This is a genomic window from Thalassoroseus sp. (assembly GCF_984380535.1).
Genome location: NZ_CFHRBF010000008.1, coordinates 76,371 through 94,475, shown reverse-complemented (window position 1 = coordinate 94,475; position 18,105 = coordinate 76,371). Strand labels below are relative to the sequence as shown.

Genomic DNA, 18,105 nt, shown 5'->3' with positions numbered 1-18,105 from the left:
TGCTGCCTTGAACCTCTGACATGGCTCTTGAGTCAACAACCTAACGGAAATGTGCAGTGCCGTACACATTTCCGTTTGCCTGAGCCGAGGTGCACTCGATCGGGAAGCCATTCCAATAAGGTTAATCGCGACTAGTTTTCAATTTGTAGACTTCGGCAAGAGTTGTAAGTCCTTGTAGGGCTTTGTCTTTTGCGTCATCGACCAGTGTTTTCATGCCGAAGAGTCGTGCTTGTCGCCGAATAGCTTGGGCGGGTTCGCTACGGAACGTCATCTCTCGCAGCGTCGAATTCATTGTCATCAATTCGAAGACAGCAACTCGACCTTTGTACCCCGTGTGTTGGCATTCGTTACAGCCTTTGCCACGAACAAATTGAGCGGTAGCGAGCTCTTCCTCGGTCACTTCGAGTTGTTCGATTTCGCTCGAATCCGGCTTGTAAGTGGTTACACATTTCTTGCAAACACGACGCACTAATCGCTGAGCCATGACCGCCATCACACTACTCGCCACGAGGAATGGCTGAACATTCATGTCAATCAGACGTGTAATAGAACTGGGCGCATCGTTCGTATGAAGAGTACTGAAAACCAAGTGTCCTGTTAGACTCGCTTGGATCGCCATCTCAGCCGTCTCTAAATCGCGAATTTCTCCCACCAGGATCACATTCGGTGCCTGTCGCAACATCGCCCGAATAATCCGCGAGAAATCCAAACCGATCTCGTGTCGCACTTCACACTGATTGATGCCAGGCAGGTAGTATTCGACCGGGTCTTCAGCAGTGATCACCTTACGGTCAGGTTTGTTCAGTTCCCCAAGAGCACTGTAAAGAGTGGTGGTCTTGCCGGACCCCGTCGGACCAGTGACCAAAAAGATACCATTCGGGCGGCGAATGATGTTTTGGAAAGTTCTGTACTTTTCTTCACTAAACCCAAGGTTGCGGATCCCGATCTTGATGTTTTCTCGGTCGAGGATACGCATGACCACTGCTTGGCCATGGTTCGTGGGGATGATACTGACCCGCAGGTCGTAATCGAGCACGCCTACGCGAGTTTTGATCCGACCGTCTTGAGGTCGTCGTTTCTCGGCGATGTCGATTCTCGCCATAATTTTGATACGCGAAACAATCGCACCCAGCAAACGTCGTGGCGGGTTATCTCGTTCGATCAGGCTGCCATCGATGCGGTACCGAATGCGAACGCGATCCTCGAATGGTTCGATGTGAATGTCGCTCGCCCGCATCTTGACGGCTTCCTCGATGATCAGGTTGACCAATCGAATGACCGGGGCACTATCATCCTCGTCCGCAACATCTCCGCCAGTCTCGACTTGGGTCAAGTCGATCTGGGTTTCCGTAAACTCTTGGATCATGGAATCGACGGATTCCTCGGTGCCCGTCTGTCCATAGTGGCGGTTGATGCAGTTCTGAATCGAGTCCTTCGGGGCAATGACGATATCAACGGTACGGTTCAGCAGAAATTGCAATCGCTCGAGAAGGTCATAAGCCATCGGGTCGTGAAAGGCGATCTGAGCGGTTTCGCCTTGCAGGGCCACCGGGACAATCACGTTCTCCCGTGCCATCGATTCGGTCACCAGTTGGATGACCTCGCCTGGAATCTGAATATCATCGAGGTTGACATACTCATATCCAAACTGTCGAGCTTGGTACTGGCAGACCGTTTCTTGGTCGACATAGCCGTTTCGAACCAAGGCATCCGCGACTTTCAGGCCCATGCTTTTCGCCATGGACTCAGCCTCGGCAAGCTGATCGGCACTGATCAAACCATCATCCACAAGTTGTTGTAGCCAGTCACCAGCCATGTCGTGTATCTCCAAAAGCAATTTGGCAAGGAGTGCTTGCTTAATCGGTGTTGAAATGAGTTCGGCAATTATGTGGTCATGCCATCAACGCCAAGCCTTACGGCGGCTTATGTGGATTGTAAGTTTCCGGTGGTGCTGACGATGAAGATCGGTTCCGCGGTTGGTTCTGGAAACCGGCATGAAGTGTCGGATCGCCATAGCGGACGAGGCAGTCAAACGTTAAGACGCTCCGCATGGCAGATTTCGAATGGAGGAGTGGGAGTGGCTCGGCGATCAGCGTTGCCATGACAACTGCGTAAAGTCGGTTGGAAGAACCGGCGCTAAGAAAACGAGCACGACGAAAAAGTGAACGCCAACCGAACCCGCTAACGAAATTGTGGTCTGAGGTTTTAGGCCTGTCAAGGAATTGCCAGCAGATCCAGCACAACTCACTTGGTTTCCCCAGCTTTTCACCACGATAGAACCCCGATTCGCTTTCTTTCTATCTGGGAATTGAATAGGATTATCGTGTCGGAAAAGGACAAAGGGGACGTAGCTCAGTTGGGAGAGCGCTGCGTTCGCAATGCAGAGGTCGAGGGTTCGAATCCCTTCGTCTCCAATCCCCAAATCCTTGCAGGTCAATGACTTGCGAGGATTTTTTATTTCCGTTTTTTGGCAAGCGCAGCTTCTGGCAAGAATTTTGGCAAGCGCCGGTCCAAATGGCAAGGCCAAAAAGGTCTGATGAGAGCAATGCGGACTTGCGAACAGCCGCAACAGGTTTCAACCGCGCGGAACCGTTCTCGGTTGATGTGACTGCGATACTTGACTTCAATTTCGTACGAGCAGCAGGGGTTCCAGGTATATTGTCTGTTCAATCTCACCGGTAATGCTTCGAATCCTTGCCAACTCTCGCATTGTCGTACGAAGTTCCCTCTCGGTCGGAACGAGGCCACGTCACATCATTTCCTCGTAATCCCACAGATTCTTGACGATCAGCCGGATCGCTTGACGAGCAAAGCCGATCGTTTTTCCTTTAACAACGCTCGATTTCAACGCTGGAATGATCGCTTCTTTCGGAAGCCGACTCGGAACCATCGGTGACGACTCTGAAAGACTGGTGAAGCATATTTCAGAACGCTCCGCGACCAAACAAAAGGGTTGGCATAAGCGTTTCGCATCTTCGACGAGTCGATGGGTCGTACGGAAAGCTCAAATGGCATCCCAGAATCTCAAGGCATCCTCGCGCTCTGGCAAGTCGACTGGGGACCTCGCCGAATTTCGCCGTATCGAACACGGTGTCACTTATTTGCGGAGCAATCGATCGCACTTGTCCTTTTGCTAATCCGTCGATGCGATAACGCTGACGAGTGTCTGATGTTCTGCTGATTTTCATGATGGCTTCGCGAGTCTGCGGACCTAGCGAATCGAACATGGCCGCCCAAGCAGTTACGCCGGCGTTCTCAATGAGGGTTTTGACAGCCGACGCGAATTCGATGAGATGAGTCGCTACCTAGGTTCATTAACGACGGCAATTATGCCGTAAGTTGCTAAATCGGGATGATCGGCAGTTCGGCACTGTTGAGGTTGCCGCGGCGGCCACCATTATTGGAATACACGATGTATAAGTTCTTCGTGTTCCACAGCGCAGGGGCACGAAAAACTCAGTCGATAGGCTGATTCGAAAGATTGGTCGGGATGCCGAGACCGGCGAATCACGAACACCGCACGAAGGACATTTTGACCGGTAGCTTTCACCGCAATCGTGATTGACTAGTTACCGACTCACGATGGAGTCCGAGTTTGCGCATAGTCTTCGCTCATAGCAACCAATGCCAACGCACTGCCTCCATAAAGAGTGATGTTGAAGACTCGTTGGCCATCGACCCAAATCGCTGACTCCCCCACATTCGTTCGATGCCTTCACTGGTTGGGAGCTCGACGTAATCCCATTGGGTGAAATCGTCGCGGTGGCGGGATCTTCAAGAACGCGATGGTGTATCAGCGGACGCTCAACTACCTCGTGCAAGGCGATCCTCGAAAAAGATGACGAGGGCCTTCCGGATCAGAGTATTGCTTACGAATACGCCCCTGGCCCGATAGCTCAGACAAGGGGCGTCGGTTTTCAACAACAGAGCCGCTTTACAGCTCGATCGACTCCACTTCTGCGACGAACCTTGCGGCATCGTCGCTCAGGTATGAGGCGACCACATGGAACACCGCGTCACTGAAGCCGCCGATGTTCAGGATGTCGTCACGCTCTGGAGCCTGTGTCGAACCGTACGGCTGGATGTCGATGCAAACTAGCTTTGAACCGCCACAGGCGGTTTGATCTCGCGGCATCAGCTTTCGTTGGTTCTCGACGAATCGTTGCCACACGGTCATCACGCCGGTCGAACCGTAGCGACCTGTGCCGACCCAGCTCTCGTTGTCGCTGACCAGCACACAGCCAGCAAACTGTCGCTTGCTGTGCTTCGTGTTGGCTACACGCAGCGGGATCGAGCAGTTGGTTCCACCGCCGCCGTACTTCGCCAGCCGCTCCGACAGACTCAGAATCGAGTCGGACGGATCAGTGCGGACGTCGTACGCCCGAGTGTCGAATGGAACGACCACGCTGTCCGGGTTCTTACGCAGGATCGCCGCGGCGAACAATGCCGCCACGTCGACACAGCGCATCTTCGTCGTGTCGCCTCGTCCACGGTAACCCGTGACCGGGCAGCTCATCGAACCGGACGTGTCCAGACCGATGACGACCGGCCCCGGCAGCTCCGGCACGTTACCGCAGGCGATCTCGGCGGCCTGATGCAGTGCCGTCTTAATCTTGTTCGGAACTTCAGCCGCAGCGTTCAGGTACGCCGCCAGGAACTGGTACGGGAACTGACGCGAGCGATGGATCGCGTCGCCGTCCGCCAAGCGGCTCGCCACGTAATCCACCATCTCACGATCATTCAGCACCTCGTGACGCAGCAGTGTGTTGAGGTTCATTCATAGCGCCTGCGGTCCCATCTGGCGGGCGATCGCCTTCCAGACGAGCGGACTCTTAGCCGCATCGGCCAACAGGTCCCAACGCACCGACAGGTCCCAACGCACCGACAGGTCACCGGCGATCAGCGACTGCGTCTCGGCGGAATCCGCCTGACGGTACGCAATCAGTCCTTGCACCTGCGCCGGCAGGTCGGCCTCGGTTGCCGGAGCCCACTTCTCGGTCTCCTTGTCCGTCAGCCAACCGAAACGAAGGGTTACTAAGAGGTGCCTTCCAGCATTACGGCCGTCCGTGTCAGTGGTCGAAACCACTGACTGTTGACTGGCCCCTTGATCTCTAATGAGACTCCAGCGCCATTCACTAGCCGGTCACCCGGCATCGCTACCTTAGGACCGTCATGGACTCCTAGCAGGCATTTGGGCATGTTGTTTCAATAGGTGCTCAACGAAGTGTCATCGAGACGGTGCTCATGGCACCAGGTTCACAGCCTGGGATGTAGTCTCGACGGGCAGTTGAGCTAACTTGTAGACCAGCCAACAAAGAATTGGTTCGGATGATTTTCCTCATGGACTGATGCAGTCCAAACCGGCAGTTGGTTGGTCAGAGACGCCGGTGGGAGTCGAACCCACTTCGATCGGGTTGCAGCCGATTGCCTCGCCGTCTGGCTCCAGCATCAACTTTCTGGAAATGCCTCGAAGCGTCTCACAGGCTATCTCGCGATGTTATTCAAAAATACGGCTTGCAAAGGGCATTGAGAATCCGGCTATAGAGATCGTCCAACTCAAACTTGTGATGTTCGACGCTCAATTTCGCAACGCGAGCAGCAATCGTCGACGCCCAATCCAAGACATGTCTTGCCGATACCATTGGACCACGTCTAACAGCCATCGGACTGGAATGTACGCAGCCGTGAAAGTTCTTTAAGAGGCTGTCGTATTCGTCCTCTCTTCCCAACGTGCGCGCGAGATCGGATAGATTCTGCGCGTACCACGTATTTCGTGTCCCAGGTCCATACTTGACCGTTCCGTCGGAGCGTCGCTTCTCAACGAAGTATCGCTCCTTCACGCGATCGTATTCTTGTTGCAACCGCTTTTCGCCTTCTGCTCTCTTGGGCGATGCCTTCAAGTGATTCGACAATGGTGTGTCGTGCTTCATTACGGATGTTGCTGACTTGAATCGCTCTACATGCTCGAAATCCAAGTAGTCACGTGCCCGCTCATCGGCTTTGCTCGGATCGTGAACTATGTACTCCGCTTGGATGTAGGCGTCGAACATAGCTCGTAGTAAAGTTCCAGCGTCAACTGCGAAACCTTCCTCATCGGGAGTGTTGTTACGCAGTGTGCGGATCGACCGCCAGGTATTGGCCACGCGCAACAGGAAGAACAACAACGCCCGGGCTACACTGTCATTCTCACTACACTCGTTGGCTTGCCGAATCACTTGCTTCATCAAATGAAGCACGTATTCGTCTACTTCGTCGTTATCGAGGCAGTCCTCGTCCGTTGCCATTTTCGAAATCCTAATGAGTGTCTGAGTCGCAAAACAAACGCACATAGTATCAAAAGTGTCCCGGCCAGGAGTCGAACCTGATCTTCGAGCTTCGCGGGCTCGCGTGCGAATCCAGCACACTCCCAGGACATGTTGATTTCAGTACCCCGCCAGGGAGTCGAACCCCGTCTTGTGATTCCGAAGACCACCGTGCGTCCATCACACTCGCAAGGCATGTTTTGGGTAATCAACGATACAGCGATTGCAGGCTGCCAATCATTGACAGTTTTGAGTCACAGTCGGTTCGCATCGTTTCTGCAACCTGATACAAAAAGAGCCGACGACTGGATTCGCACCAGCATCATTCCGCTTACAAGACGGACGCCTTTCTCAGTCGAGCCACGTCGGCATTTATGAAATGTTCTATCGAGGTTCTCCTGACAAGAGCTTCAAGTTGTTCTCGTCCCAGATTCCATGAAGTATTCCAGTTTTCCATGGTTCAAACCATAGTTCGATGTCACCGTATTTGAAAACGCTTGGCGTCTTGAACTTGCGCGACGTGTTGCCAGTAGCATTCGGTTCGCCGAGTGTTTCGATGACCTGCTCGCGTGTCATTCCTAGCGACACCATGGCGACTATCTTATTTGCTTCCATAGTTGCCTTCCTACGATACCGAGTCATCAAAAAAGGGTGACCGATGGGAGTTGAACCCATACCTTCTGCTTCACAGGCAGATGTGCCTACCGCGTACACCACGGACACCATCAAGTTCTCAGCGGAAGGAGAGGGAATCGAACCCTCAAGGCCGTCAAGCTCAGCCGGCTTCCAACCGGGTCCCGTCGCCAATCGGGTTGCCCTTCCGTTTTTTTTCTATCAGTAGCCCGACCAGGATTTGAACCTGGAACCTCTCGTTAGAAGCGAGACATGATGTCCGTTTCACCATCGAGCCGTAAGCGGAAGGTGGGGGAATTGAACCCTCCAACCCCGTTTCCAGGGCGACTGGTTAGCAACCAGTTTCCTAAGCCAGTTCGGTTACCTTCCGTATCAATGGACTGACCGAGAGTCGAACTCGGATTTCCGCCACGCCAGGGCGGTGTCTTCCCCTTGGACCATCAGCCCACTTCACTTCCAACAGAGAACACGACGTCGGAACGCAACGCATACTTCGCGCCGGTCGAAACCTGACAGCCTTCGTGAACCAACTCGTGCGGGAAAATCACGGTCCTTCCAATTTTCGGTTCAATCGTTCCTTCCTCGAATCGGGTTTCACCGCCAGTAAAGTCATCATTGAGATACAACAGTACGGTCAAGAAAGTGCGCTTCGTCGAGTCCCATTCATGTGCGAAATCTTCATGTCGTCGGAATTGCTCTCCTGGACGGTATTTGTAACACCGCAACAATTCATTAAAACCGAGAGGGTGAAACGCATCTATCGGATAGACCGGCATAGGTTCGGGTTGAAATGAAGCATCGTACAACTGCGAGAGTTCAGGAATGTATGGCCTCATTCTTGGCCACAGTTGATCGACAAAATCTCGATCTTCATAAACACACCAAAAATGCCAAACAACTTTTCCGGGTTCGCCGTCTCGATGGCCCGCATCGCATCCTGAAGCGCCTTGCCGACGTTCTTGCTCACCTGCCGAGTCTTTGACCAATGAGCGTCTTCTGGGATTTGAAACCGGTGATTCTCCGGGAACAGCGCATACTGCTTGTCGCCGCCGGATTCCTCCAGCGCCAACGCAACTTCTTCGTCATAGACATCGCACAACCGCTTGTAGAACAGCAGCGGAAAAATGAACTGCTTGTAATCCCCGGCGTCGATGTACCCGCGCAGCAAAACCGCCGCACCCCAGAGGTAGCTTTCGAGTTGGGATTGGGTGATGCGTTTGCTCATTTCTTTTCTGGTTCTAGCTTCCAGCTCTCACCAAACCTTACCGGCACAAGGCGATTTCCCTCATGATCAATTACAACCAGGTTTCCTTCCTCAGCTGCCTTGTGTAGCTCCTCGTATCGTGGAGTACCGTGCATACCTGGACCAGCTTCACTCATCCAATCGCTGTACGTGATCTCGATCATCTTCTAGTTCTCCGTTAGTCCTTGTTGAGAAAGTAAAACTCGCAAAAGGTCTTCAGCTTCATACGCTTGTTCCAAACTGGCTTTCAGGTTTGCCATCGCTTCGGCGACGGTGATGGTTTCTTCCTCAAACACTGGCTCAACGTAGCGTGGGATGTTGAGGTTGAAATCGTTCTCCTTGATCGCATCGAGCGAGACGAGCCGTGCGACGCCTTCGACATCTTCGCGGGCTTCGTACCACTGATAGATTTGATCGACGTGTTCGGGCAGCAACTCGTTTTGGGCACGGCCCTTCTTGAACTCGCGAGAGCCGTCGATGATGAGCACCTTTTTACGGTGCTTGGCCGGCCTGCGTTGCCGGAAGACCATGATGCAGGCGGCCAGCCCAGTGCCGTAGAACAGATTCTGCCCAAGACCGATGACAGCATCGAGGCTGTCCATGCCGAGCAGCTTCTTGCGAATCTTGCCTTCGGCCCCCATGCGGAACAGTGCGCCGTGCGGAAGTACAACCGCCATGCGTCCCGTCTTGGGCGCCATCGACATGATCATGTGCTGAACCCAGGCATAGTCGCCGCTCTTGGCCGGGGGCATGCCGGCGAAGTTGCGACCATAGGGATCGCTGGTCCAAACGTCATCGCCCCACTTTTCGAGCGAAAAAGGCGGGTTGGCGATTACGCAATCAAATGTGGCCAGACTGTCGCCGGTGTGAAACGCCGGCTGACGGAGTGTGTCGCCGCGCACGACCTGGAAATCTTCCACGCCATGCAGGAACAGGTTCATGCGGGCGATGGCCGAGGTGGTCAGATTCTTCTCTTGTCCGAACAGCTTTCCCCAAAGGGTCTTGATGTTGCCGCCCGCCTCGCGAACGTGGTGGATCGCCTCGATCAGCATGCCGCCGGTCCCGCAGGCTGGGTCGTAGATCGTTTCGCCCTCGCGCGGATCGAGGATGCGAACCATGAGGTTGACGACACTCCGCGGGGTGTAGAACTCGCCCGCCTTTTTGTTAGTGGCGTCGGCAAACTTCTTGATCAGGTATTCATAGGATTGCCCCAGCACATCGGCGCGGGCGGCTTTATTACCCAGCGGCAGCTTAGAGAAATGTTCGATCAGATCGCAGAGGAGCGCATCCGAGAGACGGTCTTTGTTGGTCCACTGGGCGTCACCAAAGATGCCGTACAGCGTGTCGGGGTTGGCTTTTTCGATCTCGCGCATCGCCCGAGCCAGGGCTTTGCCGACGTTAGTCGTCTTTTTGCGGACATCGTCCCAGTGGCAATCCTTCGGGATTTGGAAGCGATGGTTCTCCGGGAACAGAGCGTATTGCCGGTCCCCGTCCGATTCTGCGAGTGCCTCGGCGATTTCTTCGTCGTAGACGTCGGAGATCCGCTTAAAGAATAGCAGCGGAAAGATAAACGTCTTGAAATCGGCAGCATCAACGGGGCCGCGCAGGATGTTGGCGGATTCCCAAAGGTGATTTGAGAGCTGATTGAGTTCGAGCCCGATCTCGCTCATTTCAATTATGTCCTACGTTTTTTTCCGTCTGTCCGATGCCAGTTACTCAAGGTGCTGAAAAGACGCTGACAGGTCTTCTCCCTTGAACAGTCCAATCTGAATCGCAGGAGCTATTCCTCAGCGGTTTTCATGCGCTGATTTAGCCCAGCTACGGAATCATCGTGAACGCCCAAAAATCCGTAATACGGAGCGGATGCACAGAGTATCAAACACAACCCAGGCACCGAAAGCGACCAATTTTCATTTTTCCGGTCCTTCCACAACGCGGGGGCGGGCAGTTCGGATCTGCTGAATCTAGGGGCTTTTCGCGTCAAGTAAGTTGATGCCGTTGGCTTAGCTCGCATGAGCCGCTGATTGGCCCTGTTGCCACGTGATTTCCGACGTTGTTCGGAGATCGCGGGCTTTTTTCGTTTCTTGGCGAGTCGATGGTCAGCTCGCCGCAGTTTCCTTTGTGGAGGACTACATGTCGCACATCGTTTCCATTCAGACTGAAGTTCGTGATCCAGTCGCCATCCGGTTGGCGTGTGATCGCCTGCGTTTGCCGGAGCCCGTCTTTGGCGAGATGAAGTTGTTCAGCAGTTCGGCAACCGGCTGGGCTGTGCAGTTGCCCGAATGGCGTTTTCCAATCGTCTGCGACGTCAACACGGCCAAGATTGCCTTCGACAACTACGGCGGTCGCTGGGGCGATCAAAACCAGCTCGACCGTTTCCTTCAGGGGTACGCGGTCGAGAAGGCCAAGATCGAAGCCCGCAAGAAGGGCCACACCGTGACCGAGCAGGCGCTCGAAGACGGCTCGGTAAAGCTGACCATCAATGTCGGAGGTGCAGTATGAGCAAAACCATCGAGATCATCATTGCACTCAACGGTCAGTCGCGAGTCGAAACCAAAGGCTTTGTTGGCAGTGAATGTCGCGACGCGAGCCGCTTCATCGAAAAGGCACTCGGCCAACAAACCGACGAGCTGCTCAAACCCGAGTTCCATCAGACCGCGGCGAACCAGCAACAGATTCGACAAGGCGAATAGCTTCCCATTTTCAGGACTGGCTCTCATCCATTTCTCGCATCTTCAATCTAGGAATCTTCGATGACATTGACCGATCGGCTGGCGGAGTATGTGCGAGCATGCTTCACCGGTCTTTGGATTGAATCCCACGAACATCAAGATGCGCTCGTTGCCATGGCCCAACTCTGTCGCCAGGAAGATTGGCGATTGGCAACTTGGGACATTGACCAAGGCTTGAAGATCCCCGGAGCCGAGACCGACTCCGGGGCCAGCGATCCACTGGCGGCGATCCGGGCAATCAACTCACTCGCCTCGCCAGAGGGGACGGCGATTCTGGTGCTTCAGAACTTCCACCGGTTCATGCAATCGGCGGAGGTCGTCCAGGCCCTCGCCCAACAAGTTGTCACCGGCAAGCAGAACCGCACCATCATCGTGGTGCTCTCGCCAGTGGTTTCGTTACCCGTCGAACTGGAAAAACTGTTCGTTGTGCTGGAGCACGAACTTCCCGATCGTGAGCAGCTGACGGAAATCGCGGAAGGTGTCGCCACTGAAGAAGGTGAGTTTCCGATGGGGCAAGAACGTGAAACGATCCTGGACGCGGCCGTGGGGCTGACGCGTTACGAAGCCGAAAACGCTTTCAGTTTGTCGCTCATTCGCGAGGGCCGACTGACCGCTTCGACGCTGTGGGAACAAAAAGCCCAGATGCTCAAGAAAAGTGGCACGCTTCAACTCTATCGCGGCGGCGATGACTTCAGCCGCCTTGGTGGATTATCAGCACTCAAGGCGTTCACAAAACGGGCGCTGTTGCAACCGAGCCGCAGCAATCCGCTCAAGCGGCCGCGCGGCGTGATGCTGTTGTCGCCACCTGGCTGCGGAAAGTCACAATTTTGCAAAGCCCTCGGCAGTGAAGTCGGTCGACCGGTGTTGATTCTGGATGTTGGTAGTCTGATGGGTTCGCTCGTCGGTCAGAGTGAGGAGCGAACACGGCACGCGTTGCGAACCATCGACGCGATGGCTCCGTGCCTGCTCATGCTTGACGAAGTTGAGAAAGCGTTCGCCGGTGTGAACGGCAACAGTGACTCGGGCGTATCGTCACGGATGTTCGGGACGTTCCTGAGTTGGCTCAACGACCATTCGTCAGACGTGTTTGTTGTTTGCACGGCCAACGACGTCAGCAAGTTGCCACCGGAGTTCAGCCGGAGCGAGAGGTTTGACGGCGTATTCTTCGTCGATCTGCCGACTCGCGAGGAAAAAGACGCGATCTGGGACATTTATCTGAATCTGTTCGAGATCGAGCCGAGTCAGTGCCGGCCTAAGGATGACCAGTTTACCGGCGCTGAGATCCGGGCATGCTGCCGTTTGGCGGCGCTCTTGGATGTGCCATTGATGCAAGCGGCTCAGAACGTCGTTCCGGTGGCGGTGACCGCTGCCGAATCGGTCGAGCGATTGCGGACCTGGGCCAGTGGCCGCTGCCTCGATGCCAGCCGACCGGGCATCTATCAGCACAATGTCAGTAGCGGCAGATCTCGGCGACGCGTCAGTCGCGATCCCTCCAACAACTGAAGCCGCTTTTTTTTCCGGTGAATCTCGCGGCTTGATCTTCAAGTGAAAGGGAAATGTATGACCGAAGAACCCAAGAGCCAATTTGCTAAGTACGAAGGCGGTTGTCTGGTCGTGGTCCTCGTCGTAATCGGGCTGGTCTTCCTCGCGGGACTGTTGAATCCCAAGAAGAAACCCGTCGATGTCCGTGTATCGGGACAGATCCAAGGACATTTTTTCGACGACCCAACATTCACGCTTACCGTGTGGCATCAGCATGAAGGCGATCTGAAGAACGGACGACTCACAATTAGAATTCATGGTAAGGACATCCCAAAAGAAAGCTCATCGCACGTCCATAGCTTTGAGAGGTGGAGTCCCAACCAGCAACATGCCGTGACCGTTCAGTTCTCGCTTCCAAATTACGATCCCGCGCTGCCACTTGTCATTGAGATTTTTGTGAAGGCGGCCAACGCCCGGGACACTCCGATCCGGCTCGCCTGGCAAAACGGTGACTGGACGCAATAGCGTTCGACCCGTGTTGTCACTTTCTTCTGCCGAGCCGACCCCATGTGGATTTCGGTTCGGCTTTTTTATGGTCTCGATTTGGAGAATTCTGATGAGCACACTCTTGGATGAACCCGCATCTCAAACCGAAGAAACGACATCTGCGTCCAATCTGTTGCGTCGCACAATGGCCGCGATGCGGCTCTCGTTCACTTGGTTCGGAACTCGCAAGACTCTGTCCCCCGAGCAGAAAGCCCGCGCGGCCGAATCATTTGGTGCGGAGGGGGAGTATCTTAGTGCTGGCAAAAAGCTGTTGAATGTTGCCCATCCGAAGTTCCGTGCCGTAACTAGCATCAAGACGCGTGCGACCTCCTATTTCAAGGGCATCAGCTTGCCGTTCCCGGAACCAGGATTGCGTTTGATCCGGCAAGCCGACATCGCCGCGGTCAACACGCAAATGGCAAGTTTCAAAACGGAACTCGAAGATGCCGTGGAAGAACTCGACCAAAACTACGACGAATTGAAAGCCGCAGCGCGACAACGCCTGGGCAATCTTTACAACGAGAGCGACTATCCAGTCACACTGAATGGGTTGTTCGATGTGTCCTGGGACTTTCCGTCCGTTGAACCGCCCCATTACCTCCAACAGCTTTCGCCGGAACTCTACCGCCAGGAATGTGAACGGATGCAGGCCCGCTTCAACGAAGCCGTGCAGATGGCCGAGCAAGCCTTCACCGAAGAACTCACCCGGCTCGTCGCGAATCTCTCGGAACGGCTAACTGGCGAACGGGATGGAAAACCGAAAGTCTTCCGCGATACCTCGATCACCAATCTCGCCGACTTTTTCCAGCGGTTTCGGCGTCTCAACATTCGCTCCAACGAGCAACTTGACGAGTTGGTGTCTCAGGCCCAGGACATCGTGCGTGGTATCCAGCCGCAGCAACTCCGTGAAAACCTCGGGCTCCGAGAGCAAGTCGGTGAGCAACTGGGACGAGTGCAAAATGCCCTGGATGATCTATTGGTGGATCGTCCGCGTCGAAACATCATCCGCAAACCCCGGTGATCACCATGCAGATTGTGATCATGCCCAGTGGAACGCTGCAATGTCTTTATAGCGAAGAATTGGATCTGCATGCCTTGGGATCGCTCTCGATTCGCCGGGCCTCGCATGTCGAACCCTCGATCGAAGGCCGATGGAAGGCGGATTTGTCTCCAGTCGGTGGGATCGTATTAGGACCCTTTCCCCATCGCTCCGCTGCATTGGAAGCCGAACGTAATTGGCTAGAAACGAACTGGCTGGTTCCTCAGGGAACCGAATCACTTTTAGTCCCCCCTCAGAGAGGAGTAAACCGTGCTTTGGGTACTCAAGAAGATTCGTGAGCGAATGAAGGCTCTGCTCATTGCCGATGCCGCGCTTGATCTGGAAGCCGAGTTCCTCGATCAGCATGCCGAACTCAAAGCAGAACTCCTGCGGAAGGCTCACAAGTATGCGGAACAAGGCCTCGACGATTTGGCCGACGAAGTCCGAGGGCAAGCGATGAACTTGTCCAACGAGAAACCGTTGGCGTCGATGCTCCCAGCCCTCGATGGCTTTGTAGGAGACACCAGTGAAGCCGAGATTCCAAAGCTGGAGAGTTCGGCAAACGAGACCAAACAACCCACTCGCAAACGCTCGACGAGCAAGTCGACGAAATCCAAGAAAACCCGAAAGACGAGGGCTCAGTAACTCCCGGCGTCCTAGGATCTGACAAGTTCTATTCGCCCCGCACCGGACGGGGCGATTGCGTTTTCTGTCAACGCGATCGCCCCCATGTGAGGTGGGCGGTCGCTTTCTCTCAATTCCTCCCAAGGAGCAAGCGATGACTCAACGTGATCTGAACCGGGCCGTGGCCCACTCGACCGGCGAAACCGTTACGGAGATTTCCCGCAGGGGTTTCGTGTCCTTGGATGACCTCGACCGCGATTGCGAACCGCCCATCGACTGGGACGAACTCGAAGCGAACCGCAACGTCAACATCTTCCCGCAGCGGAAACGGCCGGCTATCGCTGGCTGATTGCTTCCTCGCAGCAAGTCACGGTCGCACTTCACCACCCACTTACCCGTTTTCTTTTCACAAGGAATCCACCATGAAAATTTTTGTCATCAATAATCAAGGCGCAGGCTTCGCGGACACGGTCGAACTTCCCGAGGGCACGACTATCAAAACCTTGTTCGAGCAGACCGTCAAACACGCTTCGCCCCAGGATTATCTGATCCGCCTCAATCGCGGGCCGGTCGCCGCGGATTACATCCTGCAAGACGGCGACCGCGTTTCCATCACGCCGCGCAAAATTGAAGGAGCGGCTTAGTTCTCCGCGGCGACACACGATTCATCACAACGGAGGCTCTCAGCCGAAAACTGGCAGCCTCCGTTATTTCGTTTCCCAAACCTAATGTGGAAAGTATGAAAAATGCCCAAACGAAAAAAGCAAAGCCGCAACATGATTCGCATGGCCGTGCTTTTGCACCAACGGCTCTCCGGGGCCGGAAAACCCGTGTCTCTGCTGTTGCCAGAAACCGAATGGCGGGAGTGCCAACGCCTGGGACGGCTCCACGAAAAAGCCATCAACAAGGGCTGGTTAGCCGCAGCCCAACGCATCCGTCCTCGGCTGGAGCAAGCCCTGCGGGAACTCCAAGCCTGTTTGACGCAAACGCTGACCAACCAGAACCAAAAGCCAGTCGTGTCCCCGTCGCTCCGGGAACTCTACAAAGAGCTGTTGGGGCTCTACGGCGAGTATCCCAATGCCGATTGCAATCTCCGAAGCAAAACGATTTCGGTGATCACCGATTCGATCACGCTGGAAGACGTTGACCTCGGCGCGTTCTGCATTGAACTCGATGCCAACAGCACAAACGGATTGAGCTACTCGGTGATCGCTACCGACCCCAATCCTGCCGGCAACGATGAAGACGTGACGCATCCCCACGTCCGTGACAACTGCCTTTGCGAAGGCGAAGGCACACTGCCCATCCGCAACGCCCTCGCTGAAGGCCGACTGGGGGATTTCTTCCAGATCGTGGATCAAGTCCTCCAGACCTACAACGGCGGCTCGGCGTATGTCGCGTTAGACGAATGGCAGGGGATCTCCTGCACCGCCTGCGGCGAATACGTCAACGATGATGAACGAACGAGTTGTTCTCGGACCTGCGATCCGTTGTGTTGTGAATGTGCTGAAACCTGTTCCGACTGCGATCAAGACTTTTGCCCCGATCTCGTCGAACGCTGCCATCGGTGCGAGGAGAATTTCTGCGACCGATGCCTTGATGAAGGAATTTGCAATGCCTGCCAACAAGAAACGCGTGACGAAGAAGTCCAATCCGAACAACAAACCGAAACGCCACTTGGCGGATGCGGGGGACATTCCGTCAGTGTGGAACACCCCTCGCCGGTGGTTTCGTCGCTCGGATGATTCCGCCGTGCCGACGTTGCGATTCACACCCTACGCCTGGAGCAAGCTGCTTTATTTACGCGACATCGGTGACACGGAGGTCGGCGGGTTTGGCATCAGCTCGGATGACGATCTGTTTCTGATCGAAGATTTTCAGTTGATCAAGCAGTCTTCGACCTTCGCTTCGGTCAAGTTCGACGATGATGCCGTCGCGGATTTCTTCGATGAGCAAGTCGACCTCGGGCGACCGTTGGAACAATTCAGCCGTTGTTGGATTCATACACATCCGGGTGACAGCGCAGCACCCAGCAGCACGGATGAGGAGACCTTCGCAAGGGCGTTCGGTGATGCAAACTGGGCTTTGATGTTCATTCTGGCTCGCGGCGGAGAAACGTACGCCCGTTTGCGATTCGGCTGCGGTTCGAGGGCGGAGCTTCGGGTCCCGGTGGAGATCGCCTGGGATGTGCCGTTTGCCGGAACCGACCAGGAAGCTTGGGAGGCGGAATACGACGCCTGCGTGATGCCCGTTGCCCCGCAAAAGTCTCCCGGAAAGCAGCGCTCAAACACGGAGGAACTGGCCTTGTTGGAGGACTATCTGGAACTGATCGAGGATTGGGAGCTTTTCCCGTCTCAGGAAATCCAATATTGGGAGGACTGAAATTCACGATGACGAATACAAATTTGACGGATCGATTCTACCGCCAAGCCGAATTGGTGCCGCAGGAGAAACTTCAAACACTGACGGCGACCGTGATTGGCGTGGGAGCGGTGGGCCGGCAACTCGCCCTCCAGCTTGCGGCGATCGGCGTTCGCCAGCTTCAGATTTTTGACTTCGACCATGTCGAGCCGACTAACATTACGACCCAGGGCTACGAGTACGATGATCTCGGCCTGCCGAAGGTCCTGGCCACGCAGCAGGCCATCGGTCGGATCGACCCCGACATTGTTGTCACGCCCGTTTTGGATCGTTTTCGCCCCCGCTATCAGTCGGGCGAGATCGTGTTCTGCTGTGTTGACAAAATCGCCGCCCGCGAAGCCATTTGGCGATACGTCGGGAGGACCTGCCGTTTCTGGGCGGACGGCAGGATGCTCGCGGAGACCATCCGGGTTCTTACCGCCTCATCCGAGCAAGATCGGCAACATTACGGCACGACGCTGTTTCCCGCCGCGGCAGCGGTACCGGGCCGCTGCACCGCGCGGAGCACGATCTACACGGCCAATCTTTGTGCGGCCTTGATGGTTCATCAATTCGCTCGTTGGCTGCGCGGATTGCCGCTGGATCGCGATTTGGCGCTCAATCTGTTGGCCAGCGAGTTGATCGTGAGCTGAACTTCCGCAATCCAAACGGAAGGAGAAACTTTTGAGTTCAATCTATCGCCAAGCCATTCACCATTCTGTGAGCTGGCTAGGCGTGGCGTGCCTGATTGTCTTGCCCTTCATCGGACCGGGAGCGATTGTGATCTGGGCTCTCAGTGCGATGACCCTCTATGGCTTCATGCCTTCGATGCTTGATCGCAAGTCCAACCGGCACGCGTCCCCAAAAAACTGTCAATCCCGCCGACGTCCTCGGTGTGGATGAGCACTTCAGACAAAGATTTCAACGGACAACCCATCCCCTGAAAGGAGATGTTCAATGGAACTGCTTTTGGGAATTACTCTGTTTGCAGCGGCCGGATATGCCGGCTACCAAGCGGGCCTGCAGAATTCACCGAATCCGCGAGGCCATGATCACATTCCCCGACGATGGCGTCGCGGTCGCAGATAGATCGTCCCTCCTGCT

The 18,105-nt window shown here is 55.0% G+C and carries 20 protein-coding genes, 8 tRNA genes and 1 pseudogene; 14 read left to right on the top strand and 15 right to left on the bottom strand.

Annotation, left to right across the window (positions count from 1 at the left end; translation table 11 throughout):
- Window positions 1-121: 121 nt before the first annotated feature.
- Window positions 122-1,816, bottom strand: a complete 1,695-nt coding sequence (locus tag AC5DDB_RS12535) for a GspE/PulE family protein (RefSeq protein WP_491740067.1) — start codon at window positions 1,814-1,816, stop codon at window positions 122-124.
- Between the two features lie 525 nt (window positions 1,817-2,341).
- Between AC5DDB_RS12535 and AC5DDB_RS12530 the strand changes: the two genes are divergently transcribed.
- A tRNA-Ala gene (locus tag AC5DDB_RS12530) sits at window positions 2,342-2,414 on the top strand.
- A gap of 335 nt (window positions 2,415-2,749) precedes the next feature.
- On the opposite strand, the gene AC5DDB_RS12525 is transcribed toward AC5DDB_RS12530, so the two are convergent.
- The 14 genes and pseudogenes from AC5DDB_RS12525 to AC5DDB_RS12460 all read right to left on the bottom strand — a co-directional run bounded on the left by AC5DDB_RS12525 (window position 2,750) and on the right by AC5DDB_RS12460 (window position 9,848).
- Window positions 2,750-2,890, bottom strand: a complete 141-nt coding sequence (locus AC5DDB_RS12525; RefSeq protein ID WP_491740066.1) for a hypothetical protein — start codon at window positions 2,888-2,890, stop codon at window positions 2,750-2,752.
- A 1,044-nt stretch (window positions 2,891-3,934) separates the two neighbouring features.
- Window positions 3,935-4,777, bottom strand: a complete 843-nt coding sequence (locus AC5DDB_RS12520) for a vWA domain-containing protein (RefSeq protein ID WP_491740065.1) — start codon at window positions 4,775-4,777, stop codon at window positions 3,935-3,937.
- Window positions 4,778-4,954, bottom strand: a complete 177-nt coding sequence (locus AC5DDB_RS12515) for a hypothetical protein (RefSeq protein ID WP_491740064.1) — start codon at window positions 4,952-4,954, stop codon at window positions 4,778-4,780.
- 425 nt (window positions 4,955-5,379) lie between these two features.
- Window positions 5,380-5,450: transfer RNA gene (locus tag AC5DDB_RS12510), tRNA-Cys, on the bottom strand.
- 51 nt (window positions 5,451-5,501) lie between these two features.
- Window positions 5,502-6,284: a DUF5677 domain-containing protein gene (locus AC5DDB_RS12505; protein WP_491740063.1), complete on the bottom strand. Its 783-nt coding sequence runs from the start codon at window positions 6,282-6,284 to the stop codon at window positions 5,502-5,504.
- A gap of 314 nt (window positions 6,285-6,598) precedes the next feature.
- Window positions 6,599-6,672: transfer RNA gene (locus tag AC5DDB_RS12500), tRNA-Thr, on the bottom strand.
- Between the two features lie 279 nt (window positions 6,673-6,951).
- Window positions 6,952-7,026, bottom strand: a tRNA-His gene (locus AC5DDB_RS12495).
- A 13-nt stretch (window positions 7,027-7,039) separates the two neighbouring features.
- Window positions 7,040-7,124 (bottom strand) — tRNA-Ser (locus AC5DDB_RS12490).
- 16 nt (window positions 7,125-7,140) lie between these two features.
- Window positions 7,141-7,212, bottom strand: a tRNA-Arg gene (locus AC5DDB_RS12485).
- A gap of 5 nt (window positions 7,213-7,217) precedes the next feature.
- A tRNA-Ser gene (locus tag AC5DDB_RS12480) sits at window positions 7,218-7,304 on the bottom strand.
- A 7-nt stretch (window positions 7,305-7,311) separates the two neighbouring features.
- A tRNA-Ala gene (locus AC5DDB_RS12475) sits at window positions 7,312-7,382 on the bottom strand.
- Complete coding sequence (locus AC5DDB_RS12470; RefSeq protein ID WP_491740258.1) at window positions 7,376-7,711, bottom strand: 2OG-Fe(II) oxygenase; 336 nt, start codon at window positions 7,709-7,711, stop codon at window positions 7,376-7,378. The genes AC5DDB_RS12475 and AC5DDB_RS12470 overlap by 7 nt, the downstream gene beginning before the upstream one ends.
- Window positions 7,712-7,815: 104 nt before the next feature.
- Window positions 7,816-8,160: pseudogene (locus AC5DDB_RS12465) on the bottom strand (type I restriction-modification system subunit M N-terminal domain-containing protein); the annotation flags it as partial.
- Window positions 8,161-8,345: 185 nt separating this feature from the next.
- Window positions 8,346-9,848 carry a type I restriction-modification system subunit M gene (locus tag AC5DDB_RS12460; protein ID WP_491740062.1) on the bottom strand — a complete coding sequence of 501 codons (1,503 nt, stop codon included), beginning with the start codon at window positions 9,846-9,848 and terminating at the stop codon, window positions 8,346-8,348.
- Window positions 9,849-10,311: 463 nt separating this feature from the next.
- Here AC5DDB_RS12460 and AC5DDB_RS12455 point away from each other — a divergent pair, with 463 nt between their 5' ends.
- From AC5DDB_RS12455 to AC5DDB_RS12395, 13 genes are all read left to right on the top strand, one after another.
- Window positions 10,312-10,680 (top strand): DUF1257 domain-containing protein, encoded by a 369-nt coding sequence (locus tag AC5DDB_RS12455; protein ID WP_491740061.1) that lies wholly within the window; start codon window positions 10,312-10,314, stop codon window positions 10,678-10,680.
- Window positions 10,677-10,871, top strand: a complete 195-nt coding sequence (locus AC5DDB_RS12450; RefSeq protein ID WP_491740060.1) for a DUF2997 domain-containing protein — start codon at window positions 10,677-10,679, stop codon at window positions 10,869-10,871. Before AC5DDB_RS12455 ends, AC5DDB_RS12450 begins: the two co-directional genes overlap by 4 nt.
- A gap of 60 nt (window positions 10,872-10,931) precedes the next feature.
- The gene (locus AC5DDB_RS12445) at window positions 10,932-12,413 is read left to right on the top strand and encodes an AAA family ATPase (RefSeq protein WP_491740059.1); all 1,482 of its coding nucleotides are present in this window, start codon (window positions 10,932-10,934) and stop codon (window positions 12,411-12,413) included.
- Between the two features lie 57 nt (window positions 12,414-12,470).
- Entirely contained in the window at window positions 12,471-12,917 is a 447-nt protein-coding gene (locus AC5DDB_RS12440) for a hypothetical protein (RefSeq protein ID WP_491740058.1), read from the top strand.
- A 91-nt stretch (window positions 12,918-13,008) separates the two neighbouring features.
- Complete coding sequence (locus tag AC5DDB_RS12435; protein ID WP_491740057.1) at window positions 13,009-13,959, top strand: hypothetical protein; 951 nt, start codon at window positions 13,009-13,011, stop codon at window positions 13,957-13,959.
- A 5-nt stretch (window positions 13,960-13,964) separates the two neighbouring features.
- Window positions 13,965-14,276: a hypothetical protein gene (locus AC5DDB_RS12430; RefSeq protein ID WP_491740056.1), complete on the top strand. Its 312-nt coding sequence runs from the start codon at window positions 13,965-13,967 to the stop codon at window positions 14,274-14,276.
- The gene (locus tag AC5DDB_RS12425) at window positions 14,248-14,622 is read left to right on the top strand and encodes a hypothetical protein (protein WP_491740055.1); all 375 of its coding nucleotides are present in this window, start codon (window positions 14,248-14,250) and stop codon (window positions 14,620-14,622) included. The genes AC5DDB_RS12430 and AC5DDB_RS12425 overlap by 29 nt, the downstream gene beginning before the upstream one ends.
- A gap of 133 nt (window positions 14,623-14,755) precedes the next feature.
- A complete protein-coding gene (locus AC5DDB_RS12420; RefSeq protein ID WP_491740054.1) occupies window positions 14,756-14,950 on the top strand; it encodes a hypothetical protein in 195 nt (64 codons plus the stop codon).
- A 73-nt stretch (window positions 14,951-15,023) separates the two neighbouring features.
- The gene (locus tag AC5DDB_RS12415) at window positions 15,024-15,245 is read left to right on the top strand and encodes a MoaD/ThiS family protein (protein ID WP_491740053.1); all 222 of its coding nucleotides are present in this window, start codon (window positions 15,024-15,026) and stop codon (window positions 15,243-15,245) included.
- Between the two features lie 102 nt (window positions 15,246-15,347).
- Window positions 15,348-16,346, top strand: a complete 999-nt coding sequence (locus tag AC5DDB_RS12410) for a hypothetical protein (protein WP_491740052.1) — start codon at window positions 15,348-15,350, stop codon at window positions 16,344-16,346.
- A complete protein-coding gene (locus tag AC5DDB_RS12405) occupies window positions 16,237-16,983 on the top strand; it encodes a hypothetical protein (RefSeq protein WP_491740051.1) in 747 nt (248 codons plus the stop codon). The genes AC5DDB_RS12410 and AC5DDB_RS12405 overlap by 110 nt, the downstream gene beginning before the upstream one ends.
- 8 nt (window positions 16,984-16,991) lie before the next feature.
- Window positions 16,992-17,654 carry a ThiF family adenylyltransferase gene (locus AC5DDB_RS12400; RefSeq protein WP_491740050.1) on the top strand — a complete coding sequence of 221 codons (663 nt, stop codon included), beginning with the start codon at window positions 16,992-16,994 and terminating at the stop codon, window positions 17,652-17,654.
- Window positions 17,655-17,958: 304 nt separating this feature from the next.
- Entirely contained in the window at window positions 17,959-18,090 is a 132-nt protein-coding gene (locus AC5DDB_RS12395; protein WP_491740049.1) for a hypothetical protein, read from the top strand.
- The last annotated feature ends 15 nt before the right edge of the window (window positions 18,091-18,105 follow it).